Annotated in this window: 12 protein-coding genes; 5 read left to right on the plus strand and 7 right to left on the minus strand. The window is 57.8% G+C overall.

Translation table 11 applies throughout. The features are described from left to right. Nucleotides 1-74 precede the first annotated feature (74 nt). A complete protein-coding gene (locus C8N31_RS12840) occupies nucleotides 75-1,289 on the plus strand; it encodes an NADP-dependent isocitrate dehydrogenase (RefSeq protein WP_025046264.1) in 1,215 nt (404 codons plus the stop codon). A gap of 35 nt (nucleotides 1,290-1,324) precedes the next feature. Here C8N31_RS12840 and C8N31_RS12845 read toward each other — a convergent pair whose 3' ends face one another. Next, on the minus strand, nucleotides 1,325-2,137 hold the full coding sequence (locus C8N31_RS12845; RefSeq protein WP_025046263.1) for a class II glutamine amidotransferase: 813 nt from the start codon (nucleotides 2,135-2,137) through the stop codon (nucleotides 1,325-1,327). Between the two features lie 5 nt (nucleotides 2,138-2,142). After that, complete coding sequence (locus C8N31_RS12850) at nucleotides 2,143-2,346, minus strand: DUF6356 family protein (RefSeq protein WP_025046262.1); 204 nt, start codon at nucleotides 2,344-2,346, stop codon at nucleotides 2,143-2,145. A gap of 119 nt (nucleotides 2,347-2,465) precedes the next feature. On the opposite strand from C8N31_RS12850, the gene C8N31_RS12855 reads away from it, so the two are divergent. The 3 genes from C8N31_RS12855 (at nucleotide 2,466) to typA (ending at nucleotide 5,263) form a co-directional block, all read left to right on the plus strand. Then, nucleotides 2,466-2,936, plus strand: a complete 471-nt coding sequence (locus C8N31_RS12855; RefSeq protein ID WP_025046261.1) for an Lrp/AsnC family transcriptional regulator — start codon at nucleotides 2,466-2,468, stop codon at nucleotides 2,934-2,936. Nucleotide 2,937: 1 nt separating this feature from the next. Further along, nucleotides 2,938-3,273, plus strand: a complete 336-nt coding sequence (locus C8N31_RS12860) for a DMT family transporter (protein WP_025046260.1) — start codon at nucleotides 2,938-2,940, stop codon at nucleotides 3,271-3,273. Between the two features lie 172 nt (nucleotides 3,274-3,445). After that, nucleotides 3,446-5,263, plus strand: a complete 1,818-nt coding sequence (gene typA, locus C8N31_RS12865; RefSeq protein WP_025046259.1) for a translational GTPase TypA — start codon at nucleotides 3,446-3,448, stop codon at nucleotides 5,261-5,263. 97 nt (nucleotides 5,264-5,360) lie between these two features. On the opposite strand, the gene C8N31_RS12870 is transcribed toward typA, so the two are convergent. The 3 genes from C8N31_RS12870 to recA all read right to left on the minus strand — a co-directional run bounded on the left by C8N31_RS12870 (nucleotide 5,361) and on the right by recA (nucleotide 9,523). Continuing rightward, nucleotides 5,361-5,648 carry a DUF1330 domain-containing protein gene (locus C8N31_RS12870; protein ID WP_025046258.1) on the minus strand — a complete coding sequence of 96 codons (288 nt, stop codon included), beginning with the start codon at nucleotides 5,646-5,648 and terminating at the stop codon, nucleotides 5,361-5,363. Between the two features lie 5 nt (nucleotides 5,649-5,653). Beyond that, complete coding sequence (alaS, locus tag C8N31_RS12875) at nucleotides 5,654-8,311, minus strand: alanine--tRNA ligase (protein ID WP_025046257.1); 2,658 nt, start codon at nucleotides 8,309-8,311, stop codon at nucleotides 5,654-5,656. A gap of 147 nt (nucleotides 8,312-8,458) precedes the next feature. Beyond that, nucleotides 8,459-9,523 carry a recombinase RecA gene (gene recA / locus C8N31_RS12880; RefSeq protein ID WP_025046256.1) on the minus strand — a complete coding sequence of 355 codons (1,065 nt, stop codon included), beginning with the start codon at nucleotides 9,521-9,523 and terminating at the stop codon, nucleotides 8,459-8,461. A gap of 202 nt (nucleotides 9,524-9,725) precedes the next feature. On the opposite strand from recA, the gene C8N31_RS12885 reads away from it, so the two are divergent. Beyond that, the gene (locus tag C8N31_RS12885) at nucleotides 9,726-10,319 is read left to right on the plus strand and encodes a hypothetical protein (RefSeq protein WP_025046255.1); all 594 of its coding nucleotides are present in this window, start codon (nucleotides 9,726-9,728) and stop codon (nucleotides 10,317-10,319) included. Between the two features lie 16 nt (nucleotides 10,320-10,335). Here the strand turns inward: C8N31_RS12885 and C8N31_RS12890 are convergent, their stop codons facing one another. Both C8N31_RS12890 and C8N31_RS12895 read right to left on the minus strand, forming a co-directional pair. Further along, nucleotides 10,336-12,576, minus strand: coding sequence for an ATP-binding protein (locus tag C8N31_RS12890; protein ID WP_037917390.1), 2,241 nt, complete (start codon nucleotides 12,574-12,576; stop codon nucleotides 10,336-10,338). Between the two features lie 164 nt (nucleotides 12,577-12,740). Further along, a complete protein-coding gene (locus C8N31_RS12895; RefSeq protein ID WP_025046253.1) occupies nucleotides 12,741-13,901 on the minus strand; it encodes an RsmB/NOP family class I SAM-dependent RNA methyltransferase in 1,161 nt (386 codons plus the stop codon).

The following is a 13,901-nucleotide window of genomic DNA, read 5'->3' on the forward strand; positions in this document are numbered from 1 at the left end:
ATACAGACTTCCCCTGCACCGCATTCTGGGCTATGGCCTGCCTCAACAACATCCAATGCCAAAGGAACCGATCCATGACGAAGATTAAGGTAGAAAACCCCATCGTCGAGCTTGATGGTGACGAAATGACCCGGATCATCTGGGATTTCATCAAGAAAAAGCTGATCACACCCTATTTGGATGTGGATCTGAAGTATTATGACCTCGGGATCCAAGCCCGCGACGAAACCGAAGACCAGATCACCATTGATGCCGCCGAAGCGATTAAAAAATACGGTGTTGGCGTCAAATGTGCGACCATCACGCCGGATGAAGCGCGGGTTGAGGAATTTGGCCTCAAAAAAATGTGGCGCTCGCCCAATGGCACGATCCGCAACATTCTGGGCGGCGTGGTGTTCCGGCAGCCAATCATCTGCAAAAACGTACCGCGCCTTGTGCCCGGCTGGACCAAACCGATTGTCATCGGGCGTCATGCCTTTGGCGATCAATACCGCGCCTCTGACATGAAATTCCCCGGCCCCGGCAAGCTGACGATGAAATTTGTCGGTGAGGATGGCACCGTGATCGAACAGGAGGTCTATGACGCGCCCTCCGCCGGTGTCTACATGGGTATGTACAACCTCGACAGCTCGATCATTGATTTTGCGCGGGCCTCTTTGAACTATGGTTTGAATATTGGGTGGCCGGTCTATCTGTCCACCAAAAATACCATTTTGAAACAATACGATGGCCGCTTTCTTGAACTGTTCCAGAAGGTCTACGAAGAAGAGTTTGAAGCCCAGTTCAAGGAAAAGGGCATCACCTATGAACATCGCCTGATCGACGACATGGTCGCCTGCGCGATGAAGTGGAACGGCGGCTTTGTCTGGGCCTGCAAAAACTATGATGGTGACGTGCAATCCGACACGGTTGCGCAGGGTTTCGGTTCGCTTGGTTTGATGGCCTCGCAACTGATGACCCCAGATGGCAAGATTGTCGAGGCCGAGGCGGCGCATGGCACTGTGACGCGCCATTATCGCCAGCACCAAAAAGGCGAAGAGACCTCCACCAACTCCATCGCGTCGATCTACGCTTGGACCGGCGGGCTCAAGCACCGTGGCAAGCTGGATAACAATGAGGCGCTCACCAACTTTGCCGAAACACTGGAACGGGTGGTCGTGGATACGGTGGAAAGCGGCCAGATGACCAAAGATCTCGCCCTGCTGGTAGGCCCGGATCAAGGGTGGCTGACCACCATGGGTTTCCTTGAGAAAATCGACGAAAATCTCAGCAAGGCATTGGCCGGGTAAATCTGGAAGGGCCGCAGCGATGCGGCCCTTTTTTATTAAACCGCGAGCAGCCCCGGTTCTTTTGCCTGCATGAAAGTTGGCGCAAAGGGTTCAATCTCGACCTCTGTCGCGGTGAACCTGCAAAAGCTGCCCTTGGGCACTTCGATCCAATTGCCAAGGGCCGTGTCATAGGGTTCTGACACCACGGACCAGCCCTGCCAGTCCTCATTCCATTGATAAAACATCGACGGCGCCAGATCGTCAGAGGCATAGCGCAGCGCGTAGAGCGTTTCACCGTCCGAAAAACCGGCGGCCATGCGCATGTGCGGCCCCTGCCCTGATTGCACGGAACGGGCCTCAAACGCGCCAACGGCGGCTTGCATGGCGGCTTTGGGGTCGCGGTCCAGACCCATGCCGCTGGCCACGAGAAACAACGCCTCACTGTCAGTTGCGCCTTTACGATTTGCATAAAGCGCATTCGGGATCATCATGTCGGCGTCTTTGCGGAAGCTGTCAAAACCGCCGACCTGCCCGTTGTGCATAAAGGACCATTTGCCCTGCACAAACGGATGACAATTGTTGCGGCTGGTCGCTGTGCCGGTCGAGGCCCGCACATGTGCCAGAAACAGACGCGCCCGCACCTGTTCGGCCAGCGATTTCAGGTTGGCGTCCGACCAGGCCGGATAGACATCGCGGTATAGGCCAGGATTGGGGTGTTGGTCATACCACGCCAGCCCAAAGCCATCCGCGTTGATCGCGGTTTTGCATTTGCTGGCCTCGCGCGACTGCTGGATCAAGGAATGATCCGGGGCGGTCAGAATTTCGCTGAGGAACAATGGCTTGCCCTGCCACGCCGCCCATCTGCACATAAAGATCAGCCCCGGTTGCAGGTGCGCTCATAGAGCGTTTTGATGATGCCGCTTGCGGTCTTTTCGCACAACGCTGGTACAAAGGCATGGATCAGCGCAGCCCCTGCCGCCGCAAACAGCAGACCGGAGAATTTCAACGCAAAGAGCATATGTTCAAAAAAGGTTTCATCCACTTTGGCCGGATGGTCGAGGAAAAGACGTGCGATCATGAGGGGGCTCCGCGTTGAATTTGAGTTTCCCCAATGTAGCCGCAGCGCCTTGTGCATTTTTCCCAAAGACTGCGCCAATTTTCTTGATCATGTGAAATTTTCCCGTGATAGTCGGATTTATGGGATCAATTGATGACATCGACCGCCGGATACTTGCCGAATTGCAACGCGATGCGGGCAAATCACTGGAATCGCTTGGCGAGGTTGTTGGCCTGTCGCGCAATGCCTGCTGGCGGCGGATCAAAGCCATGGAAGACAGTGGGCTGATCCGGTCGCGGGTGACACTGCTGGACCCGGTTCAGCTCAATCTCGGACTGACGGTGTTTATGCAGATCCGCACCAATGCCCATGCGCCCGATTGGCTGAATGCGTTTTCCAAAGCAACAATGGGCATGCCGGAAATTCTGGGCGTTTACCGGATGACTGGCGATCTGGATTATCTGATCCGGGCCCGTGTGGCGGATATGGCGGATTATGACCGGCTTTATCAGGCGCTGATCCGTAAGGTGCCGCTATCGGATGTCTCGGCCAGTTTTGTCATGGAAGAGATCAAGGAAACCACTGAACTCCCCGTCTTGAGAAGGATCTGAGATGCCTGTCCACTATATTTGGCTGTTCATCGCCATTGTCACCGAAACCCTTGGCACGACCGCGCTTCAGGCTTCGCAGCAATTCACCCGGTTCTGGCCCTCGGTGGCGGTTGTGCTGTTTTATGGCGCTTCGTTCTATTTCATGGCGCTTGCGCTTAAGGTCATGCCGGTGGGCATTGTCTATGCGATCTGGTCGGGGTTGGGGATTGTCCTGATCGCGGGGATCGGATTTGTCCTGTTTGGCCAAAAGCTGGACCTGCCTGCGGTTCTGGGGCTTGGCCTGATCATCTCTGGCATCGTTGTAATCCATCTGTTTTCCGGCAGTCAGACCCACTGAACCGCGCTGGACGGGCCGGCCACCGGGGGGCGTTGCGAACGGCCCGTTGCGCTTTGACGTTGCGGCATGAGGATGACAGCGGGCAATAGCCCGCCGGGTGATCCGCTTTTGTGCTGGCCTTTGTCTCGCCTGCACGTTAGGGGGCAGCAACTTTGACACAAAGGCTGATCCCATGGACCTGCGCAATATCGCAATCATCGCTCACGTTGACCACGGCAAAACCACGCTGGTGGACGAGCTTCTGAAACAATCCGGTACTTATCGTGAAAACCAGGCCACCACTGAACGGGCCATGGACAGCAACGATCTGGAGCGCGAACGCGGGATCACGATCTTTGCCAAGCCGACTTCGGTGGAATGGAAAGGTACGCGTATCAACATCGTGGACACCCCCGGCCACGCCGACTTTGGCGGCGAGGTTGAGCGGATCCTGTCGATGGTGGACGGTGTTGTGCTGTTGGTGGATGCGGCTGAAGGGCCGATGCCACAAACAAAATTCGTGACCTCAAAAGCGCTCAAGCTGGGCCTGCGACCAATTGTTGTGATCAACAAGGTCGACAAGCCGGACGGCGAGCCGGACCGGGCGTTGGATGAATGTTTTGATCTGTTTGCAAATCTTGATGCGACAGACGAGCAGCTGGATTTCCCTACGATGTACGCCTCTGGCCGTGCTGGTTGGGCCGACCATGAGCTTGATGGCAAACGTGACGGTCTGGACGATCTGTTCCAGCTGATCCTTGATCACGTGCCTGCGCCCAAGCAGATCAGCGAAACAGACAAGCCATTCACGATGCTGGCGACGACGCTGGGCGGTGATCCGTTTCTGGGGCGTTTGCTGACGGGCCGGGTTGAAACCGGCACGTTGAAAGCTGGCCAAACCATCAAGGCGATGTCGCGTGATGGCTCTTTGATTGAAAACTTCCGTTGCACAAAAATTCTCGCGTTTCGCGGCCTGGATCAAACGGCAATTGATGTGGCCGAAGCGGGCGACATTGTCTCTATCGCGGGCATGACCAAGGCGACCGTGGCCGATACGCTGGCCGATCAATCCGTCAGCGAGGCAATCCCGGCACAGCCGATTGACCCGCCGACCATCACCGTGACCTTTGGCATCAACGACAGCCCGCTGGCGGGCCGTGACGGCAAGAAGGTGCAGTCGCGTGTGATCCGCGAGCGTCTGCTTAAGGAAGCGGAATCAAACGTTGCGATCAAGATCAGCGACACCCCGGGCGGCGATGCCTTTGAGGTCGCGGGGCGCGGCGAATTGCAGATGGGCGTTCTGATCGAAAACATGCGCCGCGAAGGGTTCGAGCTGTCAATCTCTCGCCCGCAAGTTCTGTTTCAAGAGATCGACGGCGTCCGCCACGAGCCAATTGAAGAAGCCACCATCGACGTGGATGACGAATATTCCGGCGCGGTGATCGAAAAGATCACCGGTGTGCGCAAAGGTGAACTGGTCGAGATGAAACCCGCCGGTGCTGGCAAAACCCGCATCGTGGCCCATGTGCCTTCGCGTGGTTTGATCGGTTATCACGGTGAATTCCTCACCGACACGCGCGGCACAGGTGTGATCAACCGGGTGTTCCACGAATGGGCGCCGCACAAGGGCACAATCCCGGGCCGCCGTGCAGGTGTTCTGATTTCCATGGAGAACGGCACTTCGGTGGCCTTTGCCCTCTGGAACCTCGAAGAGCGCGGCAAGATGATGATTGGTGCACAGGCGGACGTCTACACCGGCATGATCATTGGCGAACATTCGCGTGAGAACGATCTGGAAGTGAACCCGCTGAAGGGTAAGAAACTGACCAACGTGCGGGCCTCCGGCACCGATGAAGCGGTGCGTTTGACCACGCCAAAGATCCTGTCGCTGGAAGAGGCGATTGCCTATATCGATGATGATGAACTGGTAGAAGTGACGCCCAATGCGATCCGTCTGCGCAAGCGTTACCTGGATCCCCATGAGCGCAAGCGCATGGCAAAAGCGGGCTAAATTAGTTTCTGGTCGCCTGAGGCGACCGGACCGCAGCGGGGGGCCAGCCCCCCGCACCCCCCGGAGTATTTAGGGCCAAAAAGGTTGGAGACTGGTGTTATTCGCTGGTCTCGATAATCATCAGCTCGCGCTCGGATGCGCCGCGGGCATAGTTCAGTGCGGCCTGGTAAGCCTCTGAGTGGTAACATTTTTCTGCGGTTTCCACGTCGGGAAAACGCGCCACGACATTGCGAGGCCGTTCCTTTCCCTCAAGTTGAACAAAGCGGCCACCGCGGGCGATGAATTCGCCCCCGTGCGCAGCAATGGCGACGGTCGCGCCTGCCGCGTATTTTTTGTATGCCTCTTCGTCAGTGACGGTGACATGTGCAATCCAAAGTGCGCCCATCGGTCTTATCCTTTTATTGTGTTTTCAGCAGCCGCGATCGCCGCCTCTGCGTTGTCGGCACTTTTGCCGCCGCCCTGCGCCATATCGGGACGGCCGCCGCCGCCCTTGCCGCCCAGTTCGGCCACTGCTGCCTTGACCAGATCGACCGCTGACAGATTGACCTTGAGATCATCGGTGACGCCTGCGGCCACGGCCGCCTTGCCACCCGCATCGGCGATCAGCAGGACAGCCCCCGATCCAAGTTGCGCCTTGTGTTCATCGACCAGCGCCGGAAGATCCTTGCCGGTGACGCCGCTGAGCACTTGGGCGATGAATTTGACGCCGTTCACCTCGCGCACGTCTGGCGCTGCACTGCCACCACCGGACATGGCCAATTCACGGCGCAGTTGCGCCACCTCATTGGACAGGGCCTTGCGTTCATCCATCAGGGCGCGGACCCGGTCCGGCACATCTGTGGTTGCGGTTTTCAGGGTTTCGGCAACGCGGGACAGCGCCGCCTGTTGATCGCGCAGCCAGTTCAAGGCCTCGGCTCCGGTCAGGGCTTCGATGCGGCGCACGCCGGCGCTGCTGGCGCTGTCGCCGAGCAGTACAAACGCACCGATGTCACCGGTTTGGCGGACATGGGTGCCGCCGCATAGCTCTAGCGAATAGGTGGATTTGTCGGTGCCCTTGCCAGAGCCGTCTTGCCGGCCCATGGAGACAACGCGCACTTCATCGCCGTATTTTTCCCCAAAAAGCGCCTGCGCCCCAAGGCCTCGGGCATCGTCCGGGGTCATGATACGGGTCTCGACGGGGGTGTTTTGGCGGATGTAATCGTTAACCTCCCGTTCCACGCCCGACAGCTCGTCAGAGCTGAGCGCCTTGGCGTGGGAGAAGTCAAAGCGCAGCCGATCCGCGGCATTGAGCGAGCCGCGCTGTGAGACATGATCACCCAACGCGCCGCGCAGGGCCTCATGCAGCAGGTGCGTGGCGGAGTGGTTGGCGCGGATCGCAGTCCGGCGGCTGTGATCCACCTCAAGCACGGCGGCTTGACCAACTTCAACTTCGCCTTCCAACACCTTGCCTATATGGGAGAAAACTCCAGCGGTTTTGCGGGTATCGGTGATCTCTACCCGGCCCGTTTCGGTGCGGATTGTGCCGCTGTCACCCACCTGACCGCCGGACTCTGCGTAGAACGGTGACTGGTTCAGTGCAATCTGGACGCTGTCACCTTTGCCTGCTTTCGCGGTCAAATCGCTGCCCTGAACAATGGCTGCGATCTGGCCTTCGGCGGTTTCGGTGTCATAGCCGAGGAAATCTGTGGTGCCTTGTTTGTCTGCCACATCGAACCAAACCGTGGCATCTGCCGCTTCGCCCGAACCGGACCATGCTGCGCGGGCCTTGGCCTTTTGTTCGGCCATGGCGCTGTCAAACCCGTCTGTGTCCACCGACCGGCCCTGTTCGCGCAGGGCATCCTGGGTCAGGTCAAGCGGGAAGCCGTATGTGTCATAAAGCTTGAACGCCGCAGCGCCTGGCAAGGCGGCGCCATCCTCCAGCGTGCTCACCTCATCTTCGAGCAGTTTCAGGCCCCGCTCAAGCGTCTGTTTGAAGCGGGTTTCTTCGAGCATCAAAGTTTCTGTGATCAGCGACTGCGCCTGTCCAAGCTCTGGATAGGCAGAACCCATCTGGCTGACCAGCGCAGGAACCAGTTGATGCATCAGCGGATCTTTTGCACCCAGCAAATGCGCATGACGCATCGCGCGGCGCATGATACGGCGCAGAACATAGCCGCGCCCGTCGTTGGAGGGCATGACCCCGTCAGCGATCAGGAAAGATGTCGAGCGCAGGTGATCGGCGATCACACGATGATGCACGTTGCCGCTGGTGAATGGATCCATGTGCAGCGCGTTGCCGCTGGCCTCAATCAAGGCGCGCATGGTGTCGGTTTCGTAGTTGTCGTGCTGACCTTGCAGCAGGGCCCCGATACGTTCCAGCCCCATACCTGTGTCGATGGATTGCATCGCCAGCGGTTTCATCGTGCCGTCTTCGAACTGTTCGTTCTGCATGAAAACGATGTTCCAGATCTCGATAAACCGGTCGCCGTCTTCTTCGGGGGTGCCGGGAGGACCGCCGGGGATGTGATCGCCGTGATCATAAAAGATCTCAGTGCAGGGGCCGCACGGGCCGGTTGGCCCCATGCGCCAGAAATTGTCATCTGTTGCGATGCGAATAATCCGGTCATCGGGCAGGCCCGCGACTTTCTTCCAGATTTCGGCAGCTTCGTCATCGGTGTGATAGACCGTTACCAACAGGCGCGAGGCGTCGATGCCAAATTCCTTGGTCAGCAATTCCCAGGCAAAGGCAATCGCCTCGGCCTTGAAATAATCGCCAAAGCTGAAATTGCCGAGCATCTCAAAGAAGGTGTGATGGCGGGCGGTGTAGCCGACATTGTCCAGATCGTTGTGCTTGCCCCCGGCCCGTACACATTTCTGCGCTGTGGTGGCGCGGACATAATCGCGGGTTTCAACGCCGGTAAAGAGGTTCTTGAACTGCACCATGCCGGAGTTTGCAAACATCAATGTTGGGTCATTGCGCGGCACCAGCGGGCCGGATGCCTCAATCGCGTGGCCCTGCTTGCCGAAATAGGACAAAAAGGTGGAGCGGATCTCGTTCAACGTCTTCATGGGTCTGGCCTTCCGGGGCAAAAATCTTCCTTTTCAAATAGCCGCGCAACGGGGGGCTGTCCACAGGGCGGCCCATGAAAAAAGGGCGCAGCCAAGCGGCGCGCCCTTCTTGTTAAACTGTATGTGCGGTCTGGCCCGCGCTTTGCCTCAGGCTTCGAGGATATCGTCGTTTTCGGAGCCTTCAAAATCCAGCCCATGTGCGGCGCGGATTTTGTCCTCGATCTCATGTGCCATCGCTTCGTTTTCCTTGAGGAAGGTCTTGGCGTTTTCGCGCCCCTGCCCGATGCGTTCATCCCCGTAAGAGAACCACGAGCCGGATTTATCGACCACGCCCGCTTTGACGCCCAGATCCAGCAGCTCGCCCATTTTGGAGATGCCTTCGCCATACATGATGTCAAATTCGACCTGTTTGAACGGTGGCGCGACCTTGTTTTTCACGACCTTAACGCGGGTGGCGTTGCCAACAACCTCGTCGCGGTCCTTCAATGCGCCGATGCGGCGGATATCCAGACGGACGGAGGAATAGAACTTCAGCGCGTTGCCGCCGGTGGTGGTTTCGGGCGAGCCGAACATCACGCCGATCTTCATGCGGATCTGGTTGATGAAGATCACCATGCAGTTGGAGCGCGAGATGGAGCCGGTCAGTTTACGCATCGCTTGGCTCATCAGCCGGGCCTGAACACCCACAGAGCTGTCGCCCATGTCACCTTCAAGTTCGGATTTTGGTGTCAGGGCGGCAACCGAATCCACCACAACCATGTTCACCGCACCTGAGCGCACCAGCGTATCGGTGATCTCAAGCGCCTGTTCGCCGGTGTCGGGCTGCGAAATCAGCAACTCGTCGATGTCCACACCCAGCTTGCGGGCGTATTGCGGATCGAGCGCGTGTTCTGCATCCACAAAAGCGCAAACGCCGCCGGATTTTTGCTGTTCAGCTACACAATGCAAAGTCAGCGTGGTTTTGCCTGAGCTTTCCGGTCCGTAAATTTCAATGATCCGCCCCATCGGCAGACCGCCAATGCCAAGCGCGATGTCCAGACCAAGCGAGCCTGTCGAGCTGGCTTTTATGTCCTGAATGGCGCCTTCGGCACCCAGTTTCATGATCGAGCCTTTGCCAAATTGCCGCTCAATCTGTGCCAAGGCACTGTCGAGTGCCTTTTGCTTTTCCGCTGATTTTTTCGTGTCCATTGTCAAAAGATCTGCCGTTGCCATTTGCCTAGCCCCTTAGTGTCATAGTGGCCTGCCTGCCGCAATCGCTGACCGGCCATCCTGTTTTGTTCTTCTAATGTTCCATATGAGACCAAAAAGAGAACATTTCAATCAAATTCTTTGCTTTGCTATCTTTTTCCAGCTTTGGTTAAGGAGTAGTTTAGATGTTGAAGAATAGATTGATTTGGAAACAGGGGCGCCGAAAGTGCTTGTTTTTGTTAAAGAACGTCTGGCGTTCCTGTCCGTTCCCAAAACCGGGACCACGGCCTATCAGGCGGCCTTGTCGGATCGGGCTGATATGGTGGTTTCCGACCCGCCGATGCTAAAACATGCCCCGGTTTATCGCTACAATCGGTTTTTTAGACCGATGTTTGACAAGGTTTGCGGGGTTGAGCTTGAGCTGATGGCGGTCATGCGAGAGCCGGTGTCGTGGCTGGGCAGTTGGTATCGTTATCGCCAGCGGCCTTTCATGGCGGGCAAGCCAAACAGCACCGCGGGCATTAGCTTTGATGATTTTGTTCTGGCTTATCTCAAGGGCAACAAACCGGGGTTTGCGGATGTGGGAAGTCAGGCTAACTTTCTGAAATCACAGCCAAATGGCACGGGCATCAGCCATTTGTTCCGCTATGAGGATCCCCAGCGCCTACGAGAATTCCTTGAGCAACGGCTTGAAGTGACATTTGATTTGCAACAGCTCAATGTCTCGCCGCCGATGGAGTTGGAGCTGTCGCAATCTATTGAGGTCCGCCTGCGCCGCAAATGCGCCGAAGAGTTTGTCTTGTACGATTCGATTGCCTGAACAGCCACCCTTAGGCTTAGTGCAGTTGCTGTCCCACCGTATCGGTCAATTCGCTGAGCGAAAAAGGTTTGGGCAGGAACACGGAGTTGGGGATTTTGGTCTGCGCTTCGGCAAGGCTGTCCTCGGCATAGCCTGACACAAATACCACCCGCACGTCCGGGCGCACTTTCAACGCTTCGCGCACCCAGCTGGGCCCGTCCATACCGGGCATCACCACGTCCGTGACAAACACATCTATGGACAGACTGGAATCTTCGAGGGTTTTGAGCGCGGCCTCTGCGCAATCGGCTTCGAGCACGGTATAGCCGCGCAGGCGCAAGGCGCGGCTGGCAAAGGCCCGCACCGGCGCTTCGTCCTCGACCAGCAGGATAACGCCGTCTTCGGTCTGGGCCCGCGGCGGTAGTGATTTGGCTGCAGCGGCGGGCTGTGCTGTGGCGGGCAGATCCAGAACGGGGAAGTAGAGTGCGAAGGTTGTGCCTTTTCCGACGATGGAATCGACAAAGATGAAGCCGCCCGATTGCTTGACGATGCCGTAAGCCGTGGAAAGACCAAGACCCGTCCCCTCCCCTGTGCGTTTGGTTGTGAAAAACGGTTGAAACACCTTGTCGCGTTTGTCAGGCGCGATCCCCGATCCTTCGTCGATGACTTTGACGGTGACATATTTTCCGGGCGGCACTGACACCTGATCACGCAAAAGCGGTTCTTTGAGGGAGATACATTCAGTGACAATCCGAATTTCGCCGCCCTCGGGCATGGCGTCGCGGGCGTTGACAACAAGGTTCATAAGCACCTGTTCCAGTTGCCTTTTGTCAGCGCGTATGGGTTGCAAAACCGGATCATGGCTGAGTGTGAGCGTGACCTTTTCCCCGACCAGACGGTTCAACAGATGTGTCAAATCGGCCAGAGTGTCACGCATATCCAGGGTTTCGGGGCGCAGGGTTTGTTTGCGCGAGAAGGCCAGCAATTGCCCGACAAGAGCGGCGGCGCGATTGGCATTCTGGCTGATCTGAACAAGATCGCCATAGTCACTGTCCCCTTGATCATGGCGCAGCAGCAGCAGGTCACAATGGCCCGAGATCGCGGTCAGCAGGTTGTTGAAATCATGCGCAACGCCGCCTGCAAGTTGGCCAATCGCCTGCATTTTCTGGCTTTGCACAAATTTCGCCTCAAGCGATTTCAGCTCGGTCGCGTCATGCATCACCGCGATCAGGGCGGGATTGCCATCCTCGTTGATCGGGTTCAGCACAACCTGAACAAACACCTCTTTGTCGGTGCGGCGCAGGCGCAAAAACTCTGATTTTTGCACTTTGCGGCCCGCCAAGGTGTCATTCAACCAGTCCGTGATGGAGCGGCCAAGCCCCTCCATCAGGTCAGAAAGATGCGCAGCTTCCGATAGGTTCACACCGATCAGCGTTTTGGCCATTCTATTGAAGGATTGCACCGAACCATCCGGCGCGACCTTGATCATCGGAACCGGCAAATCGTGAAAGGCTTGCCACCCCTGCTCACCGGTTTCCAGCACATCAGGCGGCGGCAACAAATAGATCGCCCGGCGTCCCGCACCCGCCTGGACCTCTGCAATAAGGGCGTTTTGCGGCCCGTCTGATGTGGTGATTTCGGCCTGTGTGCCGGGCAGTAAAGGCAGTTTGGTGAACATGCGATCAAGCGATTTCGCACGCCCGCCAACCAGCCGCCGGGCCGCATCGTTCATAAACAGGATCGCGTCCGAGCGCCCCACCATAACCATCGGTAATTGTTGCCCTTCTTGGGGTGGTCGCGGGGGCGCACGTTCGGGCACCTGATCAATTCGCCAGACCAACCCGCCCTGCCCGATGTCATGAACGCCGATGCGCATATGGCCGGTTTTGGTGGCGATGTCCTCATGAGCGGTGCCCGTGACAGTGGCGCGTGATTGCAGGCGGTACAAAATCGCTTGGGGGCTGGCGAATGTGCCTGAAAGCATTGAGGCAAGCGTGGTTTTTTCGGCCCCCTGAAACAGTCGGGTGGCGGCCGGGTTTTGCAGCGTGACAAGGCCGTCCCGCGTAGTGACCAAGCTGGCTACAGTGTCATTTGCGATGAAATCGGCCACGATATTGACCTTGCTGACATCCTTTCTCACCCGGTGGGCCGTGCGCAGGGTGCGCAGGCAAGCAAAGGCAAACAAGGTGGCGGCAACGGTGATCAGGGCCAGGGTGGCAAGCCGATGCGGCGCGATGACGGCCAGAACCCCGAATAGAATGGACAGCACAACAAACATTCGAATCCGCCCGGCCGAAGGCAGCGGCGTCGCAGGATCCAACTGTGGTTTTTCGCTTTTCAAGCCAGCCCCCAAAACGAGTTCAGCTCGCATTAGGGGCACGAAGAGTTAAGCTACGATTAACCAACGGCCATTATGCATCCTTAAGTTGCATAGCGCGTCAATCAATCTTGCGTCAAGTGTGCCGTGAAAAAACCATCGCCGTTTGGACCAAGGTCAAAGCGGTGGGAATAGGTCATGGACCAGCCGGGATGTCGTGCCAAAAACGCCTCAACGCGGTCTTCGTTTTCGTCCCGCAGCACTGAACAGGTTGCATAGGCCAGAACCCCGCCTGCGGCGATCAGTGTTGCAGCTTTGTCCAGAATATCATCCTGCGTTTGGTTCAATGTCGCCAGTTGATCTGGCGTCAATGTCCATTTGCCTTCCGCCGCCCGCCGCCATGCGCCGGAGCCGGAACAAGGTGCGTCACACAGCACGATATCAAACTTTTCGAATTGAGCGGTCTGTTCGGTGCTCAATGACGTGATCTGTGCGCCCGCACGATCTGCGCGGCCCGGAAGATCGGCCATGCGGCGTGGGTCGATGTCATGGGCAAAAACCTTGCGATCCGGATCTTCTGCGAGCGCCAGCGCCTTGCCGCCGCCGCCTGCGCAATAATCAAGCACCCGGCCACCTTTGGGCAATGCCGCGACTACCGCCTGACTGGCGGCGTCTTGCAACTCCACATGGCCTTGCAAATAAGCGTTGGAATTGCGGATCTTGCGTGCGCCTTCGGTGACGGTCAATGCGGTGTCACACAAAGGATTGTGTTTGGTTTCAACGCCTTCGGCCTGCAAGGATGCCTGCGCCTGATCGCGGTCGGTTTTGAGCGTATTGACCCGCAGGAACACCGGTGCGCGGTCTTGCAGGGCGATCGCCACTCCGTTTGCGGCCTCACCCAGCGATGCCTCAAACGCAGGGATCAGCCAATCGGGCAGGTTCCAAGCCACTGCCTGATCCGCCGGGGGCATAGGAAACTGGCGCTCTTGCCCGGTTAGTGGCGCGGGCGCGTGGCCATCGCCAGAAAACAACCCATCCAGATCCGCGTCTTGCTGATGAAGCAGGCCGATCATCAAGGCCCGTGGGGTATCCCCCTGGCCATAGTGCGCCGCCGTGCGCCGGCAGCGCAGCACGTCAAAGACATGATCGCGGATCGCGGCGCGGTCTTTGGAGCCGGCAAAGCGGCTGCGCCGGGCCCAGCGGGTCAGCGCTTGTTCAGCCGCCAAACCATCAGACATATCGCCCAGAATTTCGATCGCTGCGGCGACCCGCGCACCCGGAGTCAT

Source organism: Sulfitobacter mediterraneus (genome assembly GCF_003054325.1).
Taxonomy (GTDB): Bacteria; Pseudomonadota; Alphaproteobacteria; order Rhodobacterales; family Rhodobacteraceae; genus Sulfitobacter; species Sulfitobacter mediterraneus.

Excerpts from the sequence above, each read along its gene's own strand:
- C8N31_RS12870 (WP_025046258.1), bottom strand. The coding sequence starts at position 5,648 with ATGGGCGCACTTTGGATTGCACATGTCACCGTCACTGACGAAGAGGCA.
- recA (WP_025046256.1), bottom strand. The coding sequence starts at position 9,523 with ATGGCAACGGCAGATCTTTTGACAATGGACACGAAAAAATCAGCGGAA.
- C8N31_RS12860 (WP_025046260.1), top strand. The coding sequence starts at position 2,938 with ATGCCTGTCCACTATATTTGGCTGTTCATCGCCATTGTCACCGAAACC.
- C8N31_RS12895 (WP_025046253.1), bottom strand. The coding sequence starts at position 13,901 with ATGACTCCGGGTGCGCGGGTCGCCGCAGCGATCGAAATTCTGGGCGAT.
- C8N31_RS12850 (WP_025046262.1), bottom strand. The coding sequence starts at position 2,346 with ATGATCGCACGTCTTTTCCTCGACCATCCGGCCAAAGTGGATGAAACC.
- alaS (WP_025046257.1), bottom strand. The coding sequence starts at position 8,311 with ATGAAGACGTTGAACGAGATCCGCTCCACCTTTTTGTCCTATTTCGGC.
- C8N31_RS12855 (WP_025046261.1), top strand. The coding sequence starts at position 2,466 with ATGGGATCAATTGATGACATCGACCGCCGGATACTTGCCGAATTGCAA.
- C8N31_RS12890 (WP_037917390.1), bottom strand. The coding sequence starts at position 12,576 with ATGTTTGTTGTGCTGTCCATTCTATTCGGGGTTCTGGCCGTCATCGCG.
- C8N31_RS12845 (WP_025046263.1), bottom strand. The coding sequence starts at position 2,137 with ATGTGCAGATGGGCGGCGTGGCAGGGCAAGCCATTGTTCCTCAGCGAA.
- typA (WP_025046259.1), top strand. The coding sequence starts at position 3,446 with ATGGACCTGCGCAATATCGCAATCATCGCTCACGTTGACCACGGCAAA.
- C8N31_RS12840 (WP_025046264.1), top strand. The coding sequence starts at position 75 with ATGACGAAGATTAAGGTAGAAAACCCCATCGTCGAGCTTGATGGTGAC.